A 16,519-nucleotide genomic window follows, 5' to 3' on the forward strand; every position below is an offset into this window, starting at 1 on the left:
TTGCCCCGGTACCCCTCCCAGCGGGGCCGGGGCAACGTCGTTTCAGCCCACCGGGCGGCATCCGCACGGCCCACCGGACCGAGCCCGTCGCCCAGGCATCCAAGGAAAAGGACTTATGGCAAAGCAGATCGAGTTCGACGAGAAGGCTCGCCGGGCTCTGGAACGCGGCGTCGACAAGCTCGCCGACGCGGTGAAGGTCACCCTCGGTCCGCGCGGTCGCCACGTGGTGCTCGCGAAGGCCTTCGGTGGCCCGACCGTCACCAACGACGGCGTCACCATCGCGCGCGACATCGACCTCGAGGATCCGTTCGAGAACCTGGGCGCGCAGCTGGTCAAGAGCGTCGCGACCAAGACCAACGACGTGGCGGGCGACGGCACGACCACCGCCACCGTGCTGGCACAGGCGCTGGTGCGCGGCGGCCTGAAGAACGTCGCGGCGGGCGCCAACCCGATCGCCGTCGGCGCGGGCATCGCCAAGGCCGCCGACGCCGTCTCCGAGGCGCTGCTCGCCGCGGCGACCCCGGTCTCCGGCGAGAAGGCCATCGCGCAGGTCGCCACCGTGTCCTCGCGCGACGAGCAGCTCGGCGAGATGGTCGGCAAGGCGCTCACCACCGTCGGCAAGGACGGCGTGGTCACCGTCGAGGAGTCCTCGACGATGGAGACCGAGCTCGTCGTCACCGAGGGCGTGCAGTTCGACAAGGGCTACCTCTCGCCCTACTTCGTCACCGACACCGACACCCAGCAGGCCGTCCTGGAGGACGCGCTGGTGCTGCTGCACCGCGAGAAGATCAGCTCGCTGCCGGACTTCCTTCCGCTGCTGGAGAAGATCGCAGAGAGCGGCAAGGCCGTGCTGATCATCGCCGAGGACGTCGAGGGCGAGGCGCTGTCCACCCTGGTGGTCAACTCCATCCGCAAGACCCTCAAGGCCGTCGCGGTGAAGGCGCCGTTCTTCGGTGACCGTCGCAAGGCGTTCCTGGACGACTTGGCCGTGGTCACCGCGGGCACCGTCATCAACCCGGACCTGGGCGTCACCCTGCGCGAGGCGGGCCTCGAGCTGCTCGGCAAGGCCCGGCGCGTGGTCGTCACCAAGGACGACACCACGATCATCGACGGCGCGGGCACCGCGGAGGACATCGCGGCCCGCAGCGCGCAGCTGCGCCGCGAGATCGAGGCCACCGACTCCGACTGGGACCGCGAGAAGCTCGAGGAGCGCCTGGCCAAGCTGGCGGGCGGCGTCGCGGTGATCAAGGTCGGCGCGGCCACCGAGACCGCGCTCAAGGAGCGCAAGTACCGCGTCGAGGACGCGGTGAGCGCGGCCAAGGCCGCGGTCGAGGAGGGCATCGTGCCCGGCGGCGGCACCGCGCTGGTTCAGGCGGGCGCCAAGCTCGTCGAGCTGCGCGACTCGCTGTCCGGCGACGAGGCCATCGGTGTCGAGGTGGTGCGCAAGGCGCTGCAGGCGCCGCTGTACTGGATCGCCACCAACGCGGGCCTTGACGGCGCCGTGGTGGTCAGCAAGGTCGCCGAGGGCAAGGAGGGCTTCAACGCCGCCACCCTCACCTACGGTGATCTGCTCACCGACGGTGTCGTCGACCCGGTGAAGGTGACCCGTTCCGCGGTCGTCAACGCGGCGTCGGTCGCGCGCATGGTGCTCACCACCGAGAGCGCCGTGGTCGACAAGCCCGCCGAGGAGGCGCACGACCACGGTCACCACGGTCACGCCCACTGACGCGACGAGCATGCGAAAGGCCCCCGGATGCATCCGCATTCGGGGGCCTTTGGGTATTCGAGGGCTTGGGCGAGTGATCAGCTCGGCGGAGATCGGCGAGGGCTCAACGGCGCCGCTGCCTCGAGGAGAGGAGCGCGGCGCGGGAGCGCGCGAGGTCGCCGAAGCGAGAACCGGGCCGCGCGTCGACGCGCGCCGGACGCGGCGGGTAATCGTCGCTCAGGAGGCGACCGGGGGTTGCTCGGCGGCGATGGCCGCGAGCAACCGAGCCCGGAGCGCGGCGGGCGGCGCGGTGGCCGTCACCGCCGCGAGCGCGGTCAAAGCGTCCTTGGCCTGTTGCACCTCTACGAGGAACTCGGCGCGTAGCACCGGGTCCTCGCCGTCGAGCAATTCCTGAACCGCGTGATGGTCTTCGTCGTCGATCGATCCGAGCGCGACGGTGTGCGCGAGATCGATCTGGGCTTCGTTCATCTCACGTCACCCCCAAACTTTTCTTCAGTCGTGTCAATCCATCCCGAATCCGGGACTTAACGGTCGGTAACCCTACGCCGAGGTAGGTGGCCACCTCCGCATAGGTCCGGCCGCCGTAGTAGGCCAGCGAGATGGCTTCTCGCTGGGTTTCCGTGAGGCCGGTGAGTCCTTCGAGGACCGCCTGTTGTTCGAGCCTGCGCTCGACCTCTTCGGTCACCTCGTCGAACTCGTTGCCGAGAACCCTTATCCCGTAGGCGACTTCCCGTTGGGTATGGGCTTGCTCGGCGCGGACCCGGTCGACCGCGCGCCGATGGGCGAGCGTCATCAACCACGTCACCGCCGACCCCTTCGCGGGGTCGAAGCTGGCTGCGGTACGCCAGAGCTGGAGATACACCTCTTGCGTGGTCTCCTCCGCGTACCCCGGATCGTGCAGCACCCGGAGCACCAGACCGAACACGCGCGCGCACGTCCGGTCGTACAGTTCGGCGAAAGCTTCCTGATCGGACTGGCCGCAACGGTGCAGGAGAGCGGCTAGTTCGATGCTTTCGGCTGCGCGTGCCGACACCGCAGAATCCACACTCGGTGGGAAGGCTTCTCTTCGGAACGAGTCGCCCTCTGCGGCTGGCGGCCGCGTTGTCACAACGCTCCATTCTGTGTCATCGGTCACTACCGTAGCGTGCCGCTATCGCCTCCTTCCAGTGGGGTGCCAGCAAACCGCAAGCAGCTCAGCTACTTTGCGGTGAACTCCCAAACGCCGGGCGAATTCAGATGTGACACGCCAACAGCTACCGCTCGCCACCGGGCCGACAACCGTGCGGCTTCTGCTCGCCGCGACCGCGGAATACAGCGGTGGTGACCGCCTGATGCCGCGCGTCAGCGTCGGTTCCGAACTGCGACAGCGGTGTGCCGACACGGTTCGGCCGGTGATCGTGCATCTGGTGTTTCAGTGGCCGGTTATTTGCTAGGCATTCGGCGCGCCGCGCGATGCGGATGGGTCGCGGATTCGCGTTTTCGGCACCCGGGCGCCGGGTGGTCGCTGCTCAGACGGCCATGCGGCGGCGGTTGCGCCGCGCGTGCATCTCGCGCTCGGTCTCCGACATGCCGCCCCAGATGCCGTAGGGCTCGCTGACTTTCAGTGCGTGGCTGCGGCACTGCATGAGCACCGGGCAGGCGCGGCAGATCTCCTTGGCCCGCATCTCGCGTGCGGTGCGGGCGCGCCCGCGCTCGCCGTCGGGATGGAAGAACACGGCGGAGTCCACGCCTCGGCAGGAACCTCGCATCTGCCAGTCCCAGACGTCGGCGTTCGGTCCGGGGAGGTGGGTCGGCATGGGCATGGTGAACTCCTCGTAATGCGAGCTCGTCGGCGTTGTCGAGCAGTTTGTCTGCAACAGTTGCGGGACGCATGCGATCGGCGGCGTCCCGCGGTCGCCCTTCCGGTCGCTGCAATTTCGCGCGGCGCCGTCCGTGGCGATGAGTTACGTTAGGGGCAGCCGCGAAATTCCGTCAATAGTTCGACGCACCGGTTTTCCAAATCTCCAATGGCGAGATTTAACCTGCCCGCTGTTTACTTTTAACGTGGGTTCCGGTGATACTGTTCGGTTGGCCAGTACGTGGCTGGACCGGCGCTGTCCGAGGTATGTGTCTGTTTCCGCAGGTAGACCGACTTTTTTGGGAGAGCTCACAGGTTACTGGTCCCATGGGGGACAGATAACCGCCGTGACGGTGGCCATCGTGCGGGCCGTCCGCGAGGGCCTTCCAGATGGCGGAAACGGGGCGCAGAGGTTAATTGCGCGAAACGCGCGTGAATTTGTGGCGCGGATGATCTCGCAATGCCGACACGAGATTTACCTGATGGAAACATGGGCGTCGTACCAGAAATGCTGACAAGTTGCCAGGGGCGCGGACGCGCTCTTACTACGCGTCGTCGTCGCTCGCGCTCGGTATAGAGTTCGCCCGTGTTCGCGCCAGTTCCGACGGTGGATGTCCGATATGAAGTCCTCGCTATGGGAGCCTTCGGTGCTCGTCCGGGCCTCGCCGCTGCCGAGTTGCCGGATGCGCCGGACGCCCTGAGTTCGTGGCACCGGGCGGTGATTCTCGGCGGGCAGGGCCGCTACGCCGCGGCCCGCGCGGAATTGGCCGCGGTGCGTCGGCGGACGACCGATCCGGTCTTGCTCTCGCTCGCCGCGAGCACCGAAGGCTCGCTGCTGCGCCAACTCGGCTGGCATGTCGCGGCTTCGGGCCCGGACGGCAGAGCCGCCGCGCTGGCGTTGCCCGGCGGCGCGCACCAACCCATCCCGCCGACCGGTTTCGCGCCGGACCGAACGGACGCGGTCTGCGATGCGCTCACCGGTTTGGCCGCCGACGCGCTCGGGGCGGGCCGCCTCGCGCTGGCGCGCCGGCTGCTCGACCGGAGCCGCGCCGCCCTCGATCCGGACGGGTTGCGATGGCGGGCCTGGATCCGCTGGCACTGGGTCAGCGCCGAGACGGCGTTGGCGTCCGGCGCGGCGGGCGAGGCGCTGCCGCACGCGCGCGAAGCCTTGGCACTCGCCGAGGCCGCGCCCTCGGTGCGGCACCGCGTCAAGTCCCGCCTCCTCGTCGCCGCCGCGACGGCCGCTTCGGGTGACTTGGAACACTCCCGCGCGCTTGCCGACACGGTCGCGACCGAGTGTCGCGAGCACGATCTGCTCCCGCTGCGCTGGGCGTGCGCGATGCTGCGTTCCGGGCTCTCGGATCCGGACGCCGCGGGCGAGGCCGAACGGTGCGCGGCCGGAATAGCCCGTCGTGGCGGGCGTTTTCGGCCACCGGGCGCGCCGTAGCCGCCGACGCCGCGTCAGCGAGACAAGTGACCATGTTGCTCGGTTCCGCGCTGTCTATCGCTATTGTTAGATCCGTTCCGCCGCTTCGGCGGAAGCACAGGTCATCGGGCCAGTGCCACTTGTAACGCCAGGAATATCTCTGACGATGACGCACACGGGCGAAGAGTTGGACCTCGCCGTCGCTGCCGCAGCGCAGGGCGACAGATCCGCTTTAGCTCAGGTACTAGAGCTGATCCGCCCGCTGGTTGTCCGGTACTGCCGCGCGCGTATCGGCGCGGCGGAGCGTGGACAGCTCTCCGCGGACGACGTTGCGCAGGAGGTATGTCTGGCCGTGATGACAGCCTTGCCCAGGTATCAAGACCAGGGCAGGCCCTTCATGGCCTTCGTATACGGAATCGCTTCGCACAAGGTCGCCGACGCACACCGCAACGCCGCCCGTAACAAGGCGGAGGCGATGGCCGAAGTACCAGATGTCATATCCACCGACCAAGGACCGGAGCAGCGCGCTCTCGAATCGGAAACCAGCAGGCAGATGAACCGTTTGCTTGCGACGCTTCCCGAAAAGCATCGAGAGATCCTGATCCTGCGATTGGTCATGGGTTTGTCAGCGGAAGAAACCGCGGTTGCCGTGGGCAGTACGGCGGGCGCGATACGGGTGGCCCAACACAGGGCACTCGCGAAACTGAAGTCACAAGTGGCGAGGGCAGGTGAAATGTATGGCTAGGGATGGCGAGCGCGGTCGGGGTGACTGGAAGGCGCGACGTGGATCGCGAAACAGCGGTCCCTACGCCGGGGGGACTGGTGACACCGGACCGGTGGACATCGCAGCGGTACGCCGCGACGATGCTCTGATCGACGCCATCGCCAGCGATGGACCGGTACAGACCGATAGTGCGGAGGAGTTTCAGCTCGCCGCCCTACTCGCGGATTGGCGCGCGGAACTGATTACGCCGCCGCTACCGGGAGATCCGGATCTGGACGCGGTCGTAGCCGCGGTCAACCAGGAGATCGGCGCGCGCAAGGTTCGAGTCGGCGCAGTCAACCGAGGCCGTCTTCGGCTTGTCGGTCCGATCGCGGGTACCGCGGCCGCATTGGCACTCGTCTTCGGCGGTGTGACGGCGTTCTCCTACAGCGCCGAGCCCGGCGATCCGCTCTGGCGGGTCAAGGAGGTCGTGTTCAGCGAGCAGGCGCAGACCACCGTGGTGCAGCGCGCGGGCAACGAGCTGGACCAGGCCGAACGCGCACTGGCCCAGAACAACCCGGCGCAGGCGAAAGCACTGCTGGAGCGGGCGTCGGTGAACGTCGACCAGGTCAGCGACTCCGGCAAGAAGCAGGATCTGCAGTCCGAGTGGCAACGGCTGCTGACGCAGCTCCGCGGCATCTCTCCGGAGGCGGCGGCCGCGCTCGAGGAGGCGGTCACGTCGACTCAGCCACGGCCGAGCGGCACCACCGGTACCACTCCTCCGACGACGACGCAGCCGGCGCAGGAGACCACCAACACGAACCAGATGGTGCCGCCGGTGTCGGCGACGACGCCGCCGACCACCGTGGCCGTGGAGCCGAGCCTGCCGCCGACGCAACCCACAAGGCCGACGACGCAGCCGCCGGTGACCACCGTGCCGAACAACACGGCGCCCGTCGAGGAGCCGCCGACGCAGTCGCCGCCCGCGACGCAGCTGCCGACGACGGTGGTCGTGCCAAGCGCCGATTCCGCGGAACCGCCGACTCAGCCCGCGACGCGGTCGCCGGTGGTGGAGGACGGGCCGGGCACGGTCATCGTTCCGAGCCTGCCCGGCGGCTCGATCCCGACCAACTGAGTTCGGGCGTAAGCGAGTTCACCATCGAGCGGCGGCCGACCGCATCGCTGGTAGACATCCCCTCGTGATCGAGGTGTCGGACGACACCCTGGAAGAATCGCGCGCACGTTCGGGCGTGTCGCGTTGGTATCACGCGAGTATTCGCGCGTCGACCGATTGCCGACCGGCGGGTCGGCTTTTCGTCGTTTTCGGGTGTGGGAACCGCGGGATCAGCTGTCGAAGCCGTCGAACCCGTCGCCGTGGAAGGCTTCGTTCATCGACGCGTCCGCGTAGCCCCGGCAGTAATCCCAGGTGACGTACGCCTCCGGCGTCGGATCGTAGGCCGGCTCGTGCGGCCGCACCGTGCCGTCGACCAGCAACTGAAGCAGGTTGGCGCGCAACATGTCCCAGTCGTGGTAATGGTCCTGTCGGCAGTCCTCGCAGCTGACGACCAGCCCGCGGATTCCGCGGTGCGCCAGTAGCGCTTCGTAGACCGCGAGGTCGGCGAGATCCTCCTCGACCGCAAGGCGCTCGTGGGGATCCAGCGGTTCGCCGGGCTCGATGGCGTCGAGCGCGGCGGACGGGTCGGAGGGGTCTCCGGCGAACGGATCCGGCGGCAAGCCAGGTGGTAGATGGTCACGCACACACCCACGGTACGCAGAACAGGGTGGTCTGCGCCAGCTATGTAGGGTGCCAGTTTCGCCGTCGCGGCGTACCCGCGGCCGTGCGGTCGGTGGACGCACTTGCTTCGGCGTCGCCATCGGGCAGTTCATCGACGAGTTTGCGGGACAGATACCATGGGTGTCAGGCGCCGGGCAGTTCTCGACACGCTGACCTCGCCGCCACCGTCCATCCCATCAGTTGTGCGCGACGCCGGTCCACCCGGCGTCTCTCGCTTTCGACGTCCAGGAGGGGTCGATCCGAATGAGTAATCCCGTACCGGGCGAACGGCTCGCGGTCCGCCCCCCTACGGGTGGCGACGACCCGAACAAGATCGCCATGCTCGGCCTCACGTTCGATGACGTGCTGCTGCTGCCCGCCGCATCGGATCTGATTCCCAGCTCGGTGGAGACCTCGAGTCAGCTCACCAGGGAGATCCGGCTGCGCACCCCGCTCGTGAGCTCGGCCATGGACACCGTCACCGAGGCGCGGATGGCCATCGCGATGGCGCGCGCGGGTGGCATGGGCGTGCTGCACCGCAATCTCTCGGCCGCCGATCAGGCCGCGCAAGTGGAGACGGTCAAGCGTTCCGAGGCGGGCATGGTGACCGATCCGGTGACCTGTCGCCCGACCGACACGCTGGCCGAGGTCGACGCGATGTGCGCCCGTTTCCGCATCTCCGGTCTTCCTGTGGTGGACGAGACCGGCGCGCTCGTCGGCATCATCACCAACCGCGACATGCGTTTCGAGGTCGATCAGAACCGTCGCGTCGCCGACGTGATGACCAAGGCCCCGCTGATCACAGCCCAGGAGGGCGTCACCGCGGAGGCCGCGCTCGGTCTGCTGCGCCGCCACAAGGTGGAGAAGCTGCCGATCGTGGACGGCAACGGCCGCCTGCGCGGTCTGATCACCGTCAAGGACTTCGTCAAGACCGACCAGTACCCGAACGCCACCAAGGATCGCGACGGCCGCCTGCTCGTCGGCGCCGCGGTGGGTGTCGGCGAGGACGCCTGGTCGCGCGCCATGACCCTGGCCGACGCCGGCGTCGACGTGCTCGTCGTCGACACCGCGCACGGCCATCAGGTGCAGGTGCTGCAAATGGTCGCCAAGGTCAAGGCCGAGGTCGGCGACCGCATCCAGGTGGTCGGCGGCAACGTCGCCACCCGTGCAGGCGCGGCCGCGCTGGTCGAGGCGGGCGCGGACGCGGTCAAGGTGGGCGTCGGGCCCGGCTCGATCTGCACCACCCGCGTGGTCGCCGGTGTCGGCGCGCCGCAGATCACCGCGATCCTCGAGGCCGTCGCCGCGTGCAAGCCGCACGGCGTTCCGGTCATCGCCGACGGCGGCATCCAGTTCTCCGGCGACATCGCCAAGGCCATCGCCGCGGGCGCGTCCACTGTGATGCTCGGCTCGCTGCTCGCGGGCACCGCCGAGTCGCCAGGTGAGTTGATCCTGGTGGGCGGCAAGCAGTTCAAGAGCTACCGCGGCATGGGCTCGCTGGGCGCCATGCAGGGCCGCGGCCAGGCGAAGTCCTTCTCCAAGGACCGCTACTTCCAGGACGACGTGCTCGCCGAGGACAAGCTGGTGCCCGAGGGCATCGAGGGCCGGGTGCCCTTCCGCGGTCCGGTCAACCAGGTGATCCACCAGCTCGTCGGCGGTCTGCGGGCGGGCATGGGCTACACCGGCGCGCAGTCCATCGCCGAGCTGCAGGAAGCGCAGTTCGTGCAGATCACCGCGGCAGGCCTGAAGGAAAGCCATCCGCACGACATCACGATGACGGTCGAGGCGCCGAACTACACCGGTCGCAGCTGACGTAGCCGGGCGCGGCCGGATCCAGAGCGTTGGTCCGGCCGCCACTGGTGACTCGTCGCCGGAGAATTTCCTGCGGCCCAGGGGTCCGATAGCTGAGCGCGGCGCGGGTGGTCGCCGGTCGAGCGCGGTGCCGACTCCGATTTCCGTGCGCGGCGCCGGACGCGATTGCGATCACTCCGGACGAACCGTGCATGATTAACCTGTTCGCGAGTCGTAGCGACCTGGACCCGTCGCTCCCTCCTGACCACCCCGAGGGCGAGTCTTACGAGCCCGTTCGCGGCCGTCTCGCTTCCGAGCGGTCGAAGCGCATGCGACGAAGTCGCGAGTCTCGACCGCTCGGAAGCGACACATAAAGGCCGCGAACACGCGCGCGCCAGCGCGCAATAAACACCGAAAGGACAGACAAGTGCGCGACATGGTCGAGATCGGCATGGGCCGGACGGCCCGGCGTACCTACGAACTGGACGATGTCGACATCGTTCCCTCGCGGCGTACCCGCTCGTCGAAGCAGGTGTCGCTGGCTTGGCAGCTCGACGCCTACCGGTTCGAGATTCCGTTCCTCGCACATCCGACCGACGCCCTGGTGTCGCCGAAGTTCGCCATCGAGCTCGGCCGTCTCGGCGGGCTCGGCGTGATCAACGGCGAGGGCCTGTGGGCCAGGCACGCCGATGTCGAGGCGAAGATCGATCAGCTGCTGGAGCTGGTCGGCAAGGGTGGCTACGAGCGCGCCGTCGCCATGTTGCAGGAGTTGCACGCCGCGCCGATGCAGCCGGATCTGCTGGCGGCCGCGGTGGCCGAGGTGCGCGCGGCCGGCGTGACCGTCGCCGTGCGGGTCAGCCCGCAGAACGCACGCACGCTGACGCCCGCCCTGTTGCAGGCGGGCATCGACCTGCTCGTCGTGCACGGCACCATCATTTCCGCCGAGCACGTCGGTGACGGCGAGCCGCTGAACATGAAGACCTTCATCGCCGAGCTGGACGTGCCCGTGGTCGCCGGCGGTGTCAGCGACCACCGCACCGCGCTGCACCTGATGCGCACCGGCGCCGCGGGCGTGATCGTCGGCTACGGCTCCTACCCGGGCGCGACCACCACCGGCGAGGTGCTCGGCATCGGTGTGCCGATGGCCACCGCCATCGCCGACGCCGCGGCCGCGCGCCGCGACTACCTGGACGAGACCGGCGGCCGCTACGTGCACGTCATCGCCGACGGCGACATCGCGACCTCCGGTCAGCTGGCCAAGGCGATCGCCTGTGGCGCCGACGCCGCCATGCTCGGGGTGCCGCTGGCGCTGGCCGCGGAGGCGCCCGGCCGCGGCTGGTACTGGCCGTCGGCCGCCGCGCACCCGTCGGTGCCGCGCGGTTCGCTGCTGCACGTGGACGATCCGTGGGACCTGGGTGGCGAGTCCACCGAGCAGGTGCGCCCGAGCCTGGAGCGTGTGCTGTTCGGACCGTCCGACGACCCGTTCGGCTCGCTGAACCTGGTCGGCGGTCTGCGCCGCTCGATGGCGAAGGCCGGGTACTCCGACCTCAAGGAGTTCCAGAAGGTCGGACTCAGCGTTCGCGCTTGACGTTTCGTTCCTCGAGCCCGCGCCCGCACCGCGGGGCGCGGGCTCTTCCTTTGTATGTCGGCGTCAATACACGCCCGTCGGCATGACCTGATCGCGGAGGAACTGGCGGATCGTGTGGTTCACCGGTTCCGGGTGCGTCATCGTGACCGCGAGCCGGGCGCCCGCGATCTCCACGAAGGTCGCCGCCGCCAGACCCTCGGCCAACTGTTTGGCGCGGTCGTGTGTGATGCCGCTGTCGGTGGCGTGGATGACCAATGCGGGACAAGTGATTTCGGGCAGGCGGTCGAGGACCGACTCCCTGGCGAGCAGGCAGCCCGCGGCGACCTCGATGTCGTGCCGTTCCCGGCCGAGCCAGCGTTTGGTCCAGATCGCCCGGTACCAGTCGTCGTCGCCGATCAGCCAGGTGGCGAGCCGATCGACCGCGTGCTCCCTGCTGTCGTCGTCGTACCACTCGTCGAGGAAACGCTGGGTGGCCGTGGACTGCTCGGGTGTCGGTCCGTGCGCCTCGGTGCTGATGAGGATGAGTCCCGCGATCCGCTCGGGCGCGATCAGCGCGGCGCGCAGCGCCGTGAAGCCGCCCTGCGCGGTGCCGCCGACCACCGCCCGTTCGGCGCCGATCTGGTCGAGCACGGTCAGCGCGTCGCGCGCCGCGGTCCAGTACGTGAAGGGTAGGCCCTGATCCCTCGTGCGTCCGTGGCCGCGGGCATCCCAGGACACGATCCGGAATTCCGGCGCGAGCGCGGCCACCTGGGAAGCGAACATGGTTCGGTCCATGAGGAATTCGTGCGCTAGCAACACCACCGGACCGTCCCCGCCGCTGTCCTCGTAGTGGATGTCGGCGTCTATCGCACGGGCGAAGGGCACCGCAAGAGGATAACGAGCCGCGGCGGGGTCGACGCGGGATTCGGGCCGCCCGCTCGGAGACAGCTGGAGGACGACGAGACCGCCCGGTGTCCGCGGACACAACGTGCCTGCACAGGGGCGTGCCCGTTGGTTCGGGCGCGCACCCGGCTCACTAGACTGTGGCCGTGGCAGAATCCCAGAGACCGGTCCTCGTTGTCGACTTCGGCGCCCAATACGCTCAGCTGATCGCCCGGCGGGTGCGCGAGGCGAGTGTGTACTCCGAGGTGATTCCGCATACCACCACCGTCGAGGAGATCGCGGACAAGAACCCGCTCGCGGTGATTCTGTCCGGCGGTCCGGCGAGTGTGTACGCCGAGGGCGCTCCGCAGCTGGATCCCCGGCTGTTCGATCTGGAGCTGCCGGTCTTCGGTATCTGCTACGGCTTTCAGGCGATGGCCCAGGCGCTGGGCGGCACGGTCGCGCACACCGGCACCCGCGAGTACGGCCGCACCGAGCTGAACATCGACGGCGGTCTGCTGCACGGCGGTCTGCCCACCATCCAGCCGGTGTGGATGAGCCACGGTGACGCGGTCACCGACGCGCCGGAGGGTTTCGAGGTCACCGGCACCACCGCGGGCGCTCCGGTCGCCGCGTTCGAGGACCGGGTCCGTCGCTTGGCGGGCGTGCAGTACCACCCCGAGGTGCTGCACTCGCCGCACGGCCAGCAGGTGCTCAGCCGCTTCCTGCACGAACTCGCGGGCATTCCGGCCGCTTGGACGCCCGCCAACATCGCCGACGCGCTGATCGCGCAGGTCCGCGAGCAGGTCGGTGACGGGCACGCGATCTGCGGTCTGTCCGGCGGTGTGGACAGCGCGGTCGCGGCCGCGCTCGTGCAGCGCGCCATCGGTGACCGGCTGACCTGTGTGTTCGTCGATCACGGCCTGCTGCGCTCCGGCGAACGCGAGCAGGTGCAGCAGGATTTCGTCGCCGCGACCGGCGCCAAGCTGGTGACCGTCGACGCGGTGGACAAGTTCCTCGGCGAGCTGAAGGGCGTCACCGACCCCGAGGAGAAGCGCAAGATCATCGGCCGCGAGTTCATCCGCTCCTTCGAAGACGCGGTGAGCGAGGTCGTCGCCGAGCACGGCGCCGAGGACGGCCAGACGCCCAAGGTCGAGTTCCTGGTGCAGGGCACCCTGTACCCCGACGTGGTGGAGTCGGGCGGCGGCAGCGGCACGGCGAACATCAAGTCGCACCACAACGTCGGCGGCCTGCCGGAAGACCTCGAGTTCGAGCTGGTCGAGCCGCTGCGGCTGCTGTTCAAGGACGAGGTCCGCGCGGTCGGTCGCGAGCTCGGGCTGCCCGAGGAAATCGTTGCCCGCCAACCGTTCCCGGGTCCGGGTCTCGCCATTCGCATCGTCGGCGAGGTCACCGGCGATCGCCTCGACACCCTGCGGCAGGCCGACGCCATCGCCCGCGAGGAGCTCACCGCCGCCGGGCTGGACCGCCAGATCTGGCAGTGCCCGGTGGTGCTGCTCGCGGATGTTCGCAGCGTCGGCGTGCAGGGCGACGGCCGCACCTACGGTCACCCGATCGTGCTGCGCCCGGTCTCCAGCGAGGACGCCATGACGGCCGACTGGACCCGCCTGCCCTACGAGGTGCTCGAGCGCATCTCGACCCGCATCACCAACGAGGTCGCCGAGGTCAACCGCGTCGTCCTCGACGTCACCAGCAAGCCGCCGGGCACCATCGAATGGGAGTGATCCCGAAACGTCGACGGGCCCCGCACACGATGTGCGGGGCCCGTCGTTTTTCAGGGGTTCAGTCCGTGCCGGCGCGGCTCCAGCCGTGGCCGAGGACGACGTGGCCGAGTAGCGAGCCACCCCCGACGTAGCTTCTGGCCGGCGAGATCGGCACTACCCGCGCGACGGGCGTGCCCTGATTCGGCGGCGCCGGGTCGGTCGCGTCGTTCTCGAATTGGTCTCGCGTCATGGGGTTCTCCTGTCGGGCCATCGCGCTAGCGGCGCTTGCGTGGGGAGATCACGAGCAGGACGCCGACGACGATGGCGGCGATGACGACGATCCACCCGAAGGAGATTGCGCCGCTGGCCGTCGCGGCGGGGCCGATGAAGCCCCAGACGCTCACCGCCAGGGCGAGCAGGCCGACGATCAGCAGGGAGGCCGACGGTCCGCGTCCCTCGGTCGTGCCGTTGGGTTGGGTCTGCTCAGCCACGTTGCACCTCCACGCTGCCCATCTGGATGTCCACGTTCAGGTCGAGCACCGGGGCGCCCGGGGTGTTCGGTCCGGTGACGCCCTCCGGGCACCGGTTGTCGCCCATGTTGACGGTGCAGTCGGTGCGGAGGGTCATGCCCTCGGGAACCAGGATGCGGACCTCGCCCATCTGCACGTCGACGTTCACGGCTCGGTTCTCGGTCAGGTTCAGCGACCGCAGGTCGAGGGTGCCCGCACCCATCGAGATCCGGTAGTCCGGTTGCAGGTCGGCCATTGTCGCCGGGGTCCAGACGTGGTCGCCCATGGCGCCCCTGTCGAATTCGATCGGGCCGATCATCGAGGCGAGCAGGACGAAACCGGCGAGCGGAGCGGTGACGACAAGCAGGCCGTAGCCGCGCCGCAGGAACGCGCCGAGAACCAAGCCGAGGCCGATCACCGCGAGGGCGACGGCGGCGATCCGGCCGGGCGTCATCCACTCGGCGCCCGCGGCGGCGATCGCGCCAGCACCCGCGGCGGCCAGGATGGACAGGCCGAGCACGACCGGGGTGAGCCGGGACCGGGGACGCTTCGGCGGCGGGGCGACGACAGCGCGGGCGGGTGTCGGTTCGGGCAGGTCCCAGGCCAGAGGTGCTACGCCGAGGGGGTCCCAGGAGGGTGGGGTGACGCCCGGGAAGGCGGCGGGGGTTGGGTGGGACGGTGTGCGGGTCGGTAGATCGGCGGATGTCTTCGAGCCGGCGGGGAGCTTCGGTTCGCCCGGGGTTGCTGGTTCGCCGGGGGTCTTTGGCTCGGCGAGGGTCTTCGGTTCGCCGGGGGACTTCGGTTCGGCGAGGGTCTTTGGCTCGCCAGAGGTCTTCGGTTCGGCGAGGGTCTTTGGCTCGGCGAGAGACGCCGACTCGCCAGGGGTCTTCGGCTCGGCGAGGAGCTTCGGTTCGGCGAGGGACTTCGGCTCGGCGACGGTGTTCGGGCCGGTGGCGGCTTTCTCGAGCGAGATCGGTGTCTCGTCCTCGGTGCTCGGCTGCGGTGACGAGGTCCGCGCTTCGAGCACTTCGGTTTTCGCGTCGATCACCTCGGTGGGCTGGTCGATGTCCTTGTCCGGCACGGTTTCCGCCGCCGTCTCGCGCGGCGTGTCGGGAACGTACGCGTCCGGCAGCTTGGTGTACGGGCTGTACACCGGCCCGACGTCCGGAATCGGGTAACCGGGCGCACGCAGCGGACCGGTGGGGAAGGCCGCCCCGGGATAGCCGGTCGCGAAGAGGCCGTCGGCGAAACCACCGTCGACCATGCTGGTGCCCGGCGGCGGCTGCGGGCAGCGCATGAACAGCATCCACCAGCCCGCCAGCATCAGTGCCAGGCTGATCATCCCGGAACCGGCCAGTCCGACGCCGATCGGACCGACCGTGGTGACCGCGATGGCCAGTGCGACGACCAGCACCACGGTCTTCGTGTGCGACTGGGAGCTGTGCCCCTTGCCGAACAGCGATTCGGCGGCCGAGGACTGGTCCCCGGACTCGTTCAGCAGCAGCCAGGCGAGCAGGTACAGCACGATGCCCGCGCCGCCGAACAGGGTGGACACCACGAACGCGACCCGCACCAGCACCGGATCGACGTTGTAGCGCTGCCCGAACCCGGCCGCGACGCCCGCGACCGGGCCCTGGCGCGGCAACCGGACGGGCCGCGTCTGCCACATCTGCTGCAGCTGATCGCCGAAGGTTGTTCTCGTCATGCTTCCCATGGTGCGGCTGACCAGCGGCGCGGCGCATCGGGGTGAACCCTGAAAAACCATCCTGATCCTGGTGGACCGGGCGGTCGGATGGTGCTCCTGTGGTCGGTGTTTCCGGCGGTTACATGGTGAACGGATCCCCGAACACCGCGCCTTCCGCGGTCACCTCCGGCGTCTCCGCGGTGATGATCGCGTACGCCTGCACCGTCAGCGGGCCGGCGCAGTCCTCGACGTGGACGCGCCGGTCCCGGCTGAACACGTATCCCGTGCTGCCCGGCAGCAGCTCTTTCTCGCCGAGCGGTACGTCGACCACCTTGCCGGGAGTGATCGAGAGATCGACGCCGATCCCCGCGCTCAGGTACGGCCCGACGCTCACGTCCACGCCGGGCAGCAGCGACTCCGGCGACAGACCCAGGTGCGCGCTCGCGTCCGCGTCGATGCCGACCTCCGCGCCGAGGTCGAGTTTCGCCTTCAGGTCGACGGCGCAGGCCACGAAGTACCCGGTCTTCAAGCGACCCGTTCCGTCCGAGACTTGTCCGTAGAAGGTGTTGTCCAGGAACACATCCCGATTGGTCGGCATCCCGTTCAGCGAACCCACCGGCCGTGCCGCGTGTTCGCTGTGGCCCACCGTGAACTCCAGCCCGCCGGGGGCGGAGTACGTCTTCTCGTGCGGCGCGAGATCGACCGCCGCGGCCTGCGGTGCGAACCCCGCGAGACAACCCATAGCGATCGCGACAGCGGCCAGCCCAGACTTCCCATTCATTCGGGTATCCCCCTCGGTTCACGCCCGGGCTCCCTACCCGGAGGCGACCACGGACTGCCCCGTGGTCGCTTTCAGGATGGTCAGGGGTGCTGAAGGAATGCTTGGAAAGTCCCTGTAAGAG

The 16,519-nt window shown here is 69.1% G+C and carries 16 protein-coding genes; 7 read left to right on the top strand and 9 right to left on the bottom strand.

What is annotated here, in order from left to right:
- Positions 1 to 115 precede the first annotated feature (115 nt).
- Positions 116 to 1,726, top strand: coding sequence for a chaperonin GroEL (gene groL, locus CRP45_RS23510; RefSeq protein WP_097246990.1), 1,611 nt, complete (start codon positions 116 to 118; stop codon positions 1,724 to 1,726).
- A 216-nt stretch (positions 1,727 to 1,942) separates the two neighbouring features.
- Here the strand turns inward: groL and CRP45_RS23515 are convergent, their stop codons facing one another.
- From CRP45_RS23515 to CRP45_RS23525, 3 genes are all read right to left on the bottom strand, one after another.
- Positions 1,943 to 2,194 carry an RskA family anti-sigma factor gene (locus tag CRP45_RS23515; RefSeq protein ID WP_067784923.1) on the bottom strand — a complete coding sequence of 84 codons (252 nt, stop codon included), beginning with the start codon at positions 2,192 to 2,194 and terminating at the stop codon, positions 1,943 to 1,945.
- A 1-nt stretch (position 2,195) separates the two neighbouring features.
- Positions 2,196 to 2,771 carry a sigma-70 family RNA polymerase sigma factor gene (locus CRP45_RS23520; protein ID WP_067784921.1) on the bottom strand — a complete coding sequence of 192 codons (576 nt, stop codon included), beginning with the start codon at positions 2,769 to 2,771 and terminating at the stop codon, positions 2,196 to 2,198.
- Positions 2,772 to 3,234: 463 nt separating this feature from the next.
- A complete protein-coding gene (locus CRP45_RS23525; protein WP_067784918.1) occupies positions 3,235 to 3,528 on the bottom strand; it encodes a WhiB family transcriptional regulator in 294 nt (97 codons plus the stop codon).
- A 669-nt stretch (positions 3,529 to 4,197) separates the two neighbouring features.
- Here CRP45_RS23525 and CRP45_RS23530 point away from each other — a divergent pair.
- The 3 genes from CRP45_RS23530 (at position 4,198) to CRP45_RS23540 (ending at position 6,827) form a co-directional block, all read left to right on the top strand.
- Positions 4,198 to 5,010, top strand: coding sequence for a hypothetical protein (locus CRP45_RS23530; protein WP_097246992.1), 813 nt, complete (start codon positions 4,198 to 4,200; stop codon positions 5,008 to 5,010).
- Positions 5,011 to 5,155: 145 nt separating this feature from the next.
- A complete protein-coding gene (locus tag CRP45_RS23535; RefSeq protein WP_067784912.1) occupies positions 5,156 to 5,734 on the top strand; it encodes a sigma-70 family RNA polymerase sigma factor in 579 nt (192 codons plus the stop codon).
- 91 nt (positions 5,735 to 5,825) lie between these two features.
- Entirely contained in the window at positions 5,826 to 6,827 is a 1,002-nt protein-coding gene (locus CRP45_RS23540) for an anti-sigma-D factor RsdA (RefSeq protein WP_245910366.1), read from the top strand.
- Positions 6,828 to 7,036: 209 nt separating this feature from the next.
- Here CRP45_RS23540 and CRP45_RS23545 read toward each other — a convergent pair whose 3' ends face one another.
- The gene (locus tag CRP45_RS23545; RefSeq protein ID WP_011207424.1) at positions 7,037 to 7,450 is read right to left on the bottom strand and encodes a DUF5319 domain-containing protein; all 414 of its coding nucleotides are present in this window, start codon (positions 7,448 to 7,450) and stop codon (positions 7,037 to 7,039) included.
- Positions 7,451 to 7,730: 280 nt separating this feature from the next.
- Here CRP45_RS23545 and guaB point away from each other — a divergent pair, with 280 nt between their 5' ends.
- Together guaB and CRP45_RS23555 are read left to right on the top strand one after the other, a co-directional pair.
- A complete protein-coding gene (gene guaB, locus CRP45_RS23550) occupies positions 7,731 to 9,275 on the top strand; it encodes an IMP dehydrogenase (protein ID WP_179830981.1) in 1,545 nt (514 codons plus the stop codon).
- 406 nt (positions 9,276 to 9,681) lie between these two features.
- Positions 9,682 to 10,842 (top strand): GuaB3 family IMP dehydrogenase-related protein, encoded by a 1,161-nt coding sequence (locus tag CRP45_RS23555; protein WP_067784903.1) that lies wholly within the window; start codon positions 9,682 to 9,684, stop codon positions 10,840 to 10,842.
- A 63-nt stretch (positions 10,843 to 10,905) separates the two neighbouring features.
- Here CRP45_RS23555 and CRP45_RS23560 read toward each other — a convergent pair whose 3' ends face one another.
- Positions 10,906 to 11,706 (bottom strand): alpha/beta fold hydrolase, encoded by an 801-nt coding sequence (locus tag CRP45_RS23560; RefSeq protein ID WP_097246995.1) that lies wholly within the window; start codon positions 11,704 to 11,706, stop codon positions 10,906 to 10,908.
- A 158-nt stretch (positions 11,707 to 11,864) separates the two neighbouring features.
- Here CRP45_RS23560 and guaA point away from each other — a divergent pair, with 158 nt between their 5' ends.
- A complete protein-coding gene (gene guaA / locus CRP45_RS23565) occupies positions 11,865 to 13,445 on the top strand; it encodes a glutamine-hydrolyzing GMP synthase (protein WP_067784898.1) in 1,581 nt (526 codons plus the stop codon).
- Between the two features lie 58 nt (positions 13,446 to 13,503).
- On the opposite strand, the gene CRP45_RS33980 is transcribed toward guaA, so the two are convergent.
- The 4 genes from CRP45_RS33980 to CRP45_RS23580 all read right to left on the bottom strand — a co-directional run bounded on the left by CRP45_RS33980 (position 13,504) and on the right by CRP45_RS23580 (position 16,398).
- A complete protein-coding gene (locus tag CRP45_RS33980; protein WP_179830982.1) occupies positions 13,504 to 13,674 on the bottom strand; it encodes a hypothetical protein in 171 nt (56 codons plus the stop codon).
- A gap of 25 nt (positions 13,675 to 13,699) precedes the next feature.
- Positions 13,700 to 13,915, bottom strand: coding sequence for a hypothetical protein (locus CRP45_RS23570; protein WP_067784895.1), 216 nt, complete (start codon positions 13,913 to 13,915; stop codon positions 13,700 to 13,702).
- Positions 13,908 to 15,638 (bottom strand): PspC domain-containing protein, encoded by a 1,731-nt coding sequence (locus CRP45_RS23575; RefSeq protein WP_097247198.1) that lies wholly within the window; start codon positions 15,636 to 15,638, stop codon positions 13,908 to 13,910. Before CRP45_RS23575 ends, CRP45_RS23570 begins: the two co-directional genes overlap by 8 nt.
- 118 nt (positions 15,639 to 15,756) lie before the next feature.
- Positions 15,757 to 16,398 (bottom strand): MspA family porin, encoded by a 642-nt coding sequence (locus CRP45_RS23580; RefSeq protein ID WP_097246996.1) that lies wholly within the window; start codon positions 16,396 to 16,398, stop codon positions 15,757 to 15,759.
- Positions 16,399 to 16,519: the final 121 nt, after the last annotated feature.

It is taken from the genome of Nocardia amikacinitolerans (assembly GCF_900215415.1).
Classification (GTDB): Bacteria; Actinomycetota; Actinomycetes; order Mycobacteriales; family Mycobacteriaceae; genus Nocardia; species Nocardia amikacinitolerans.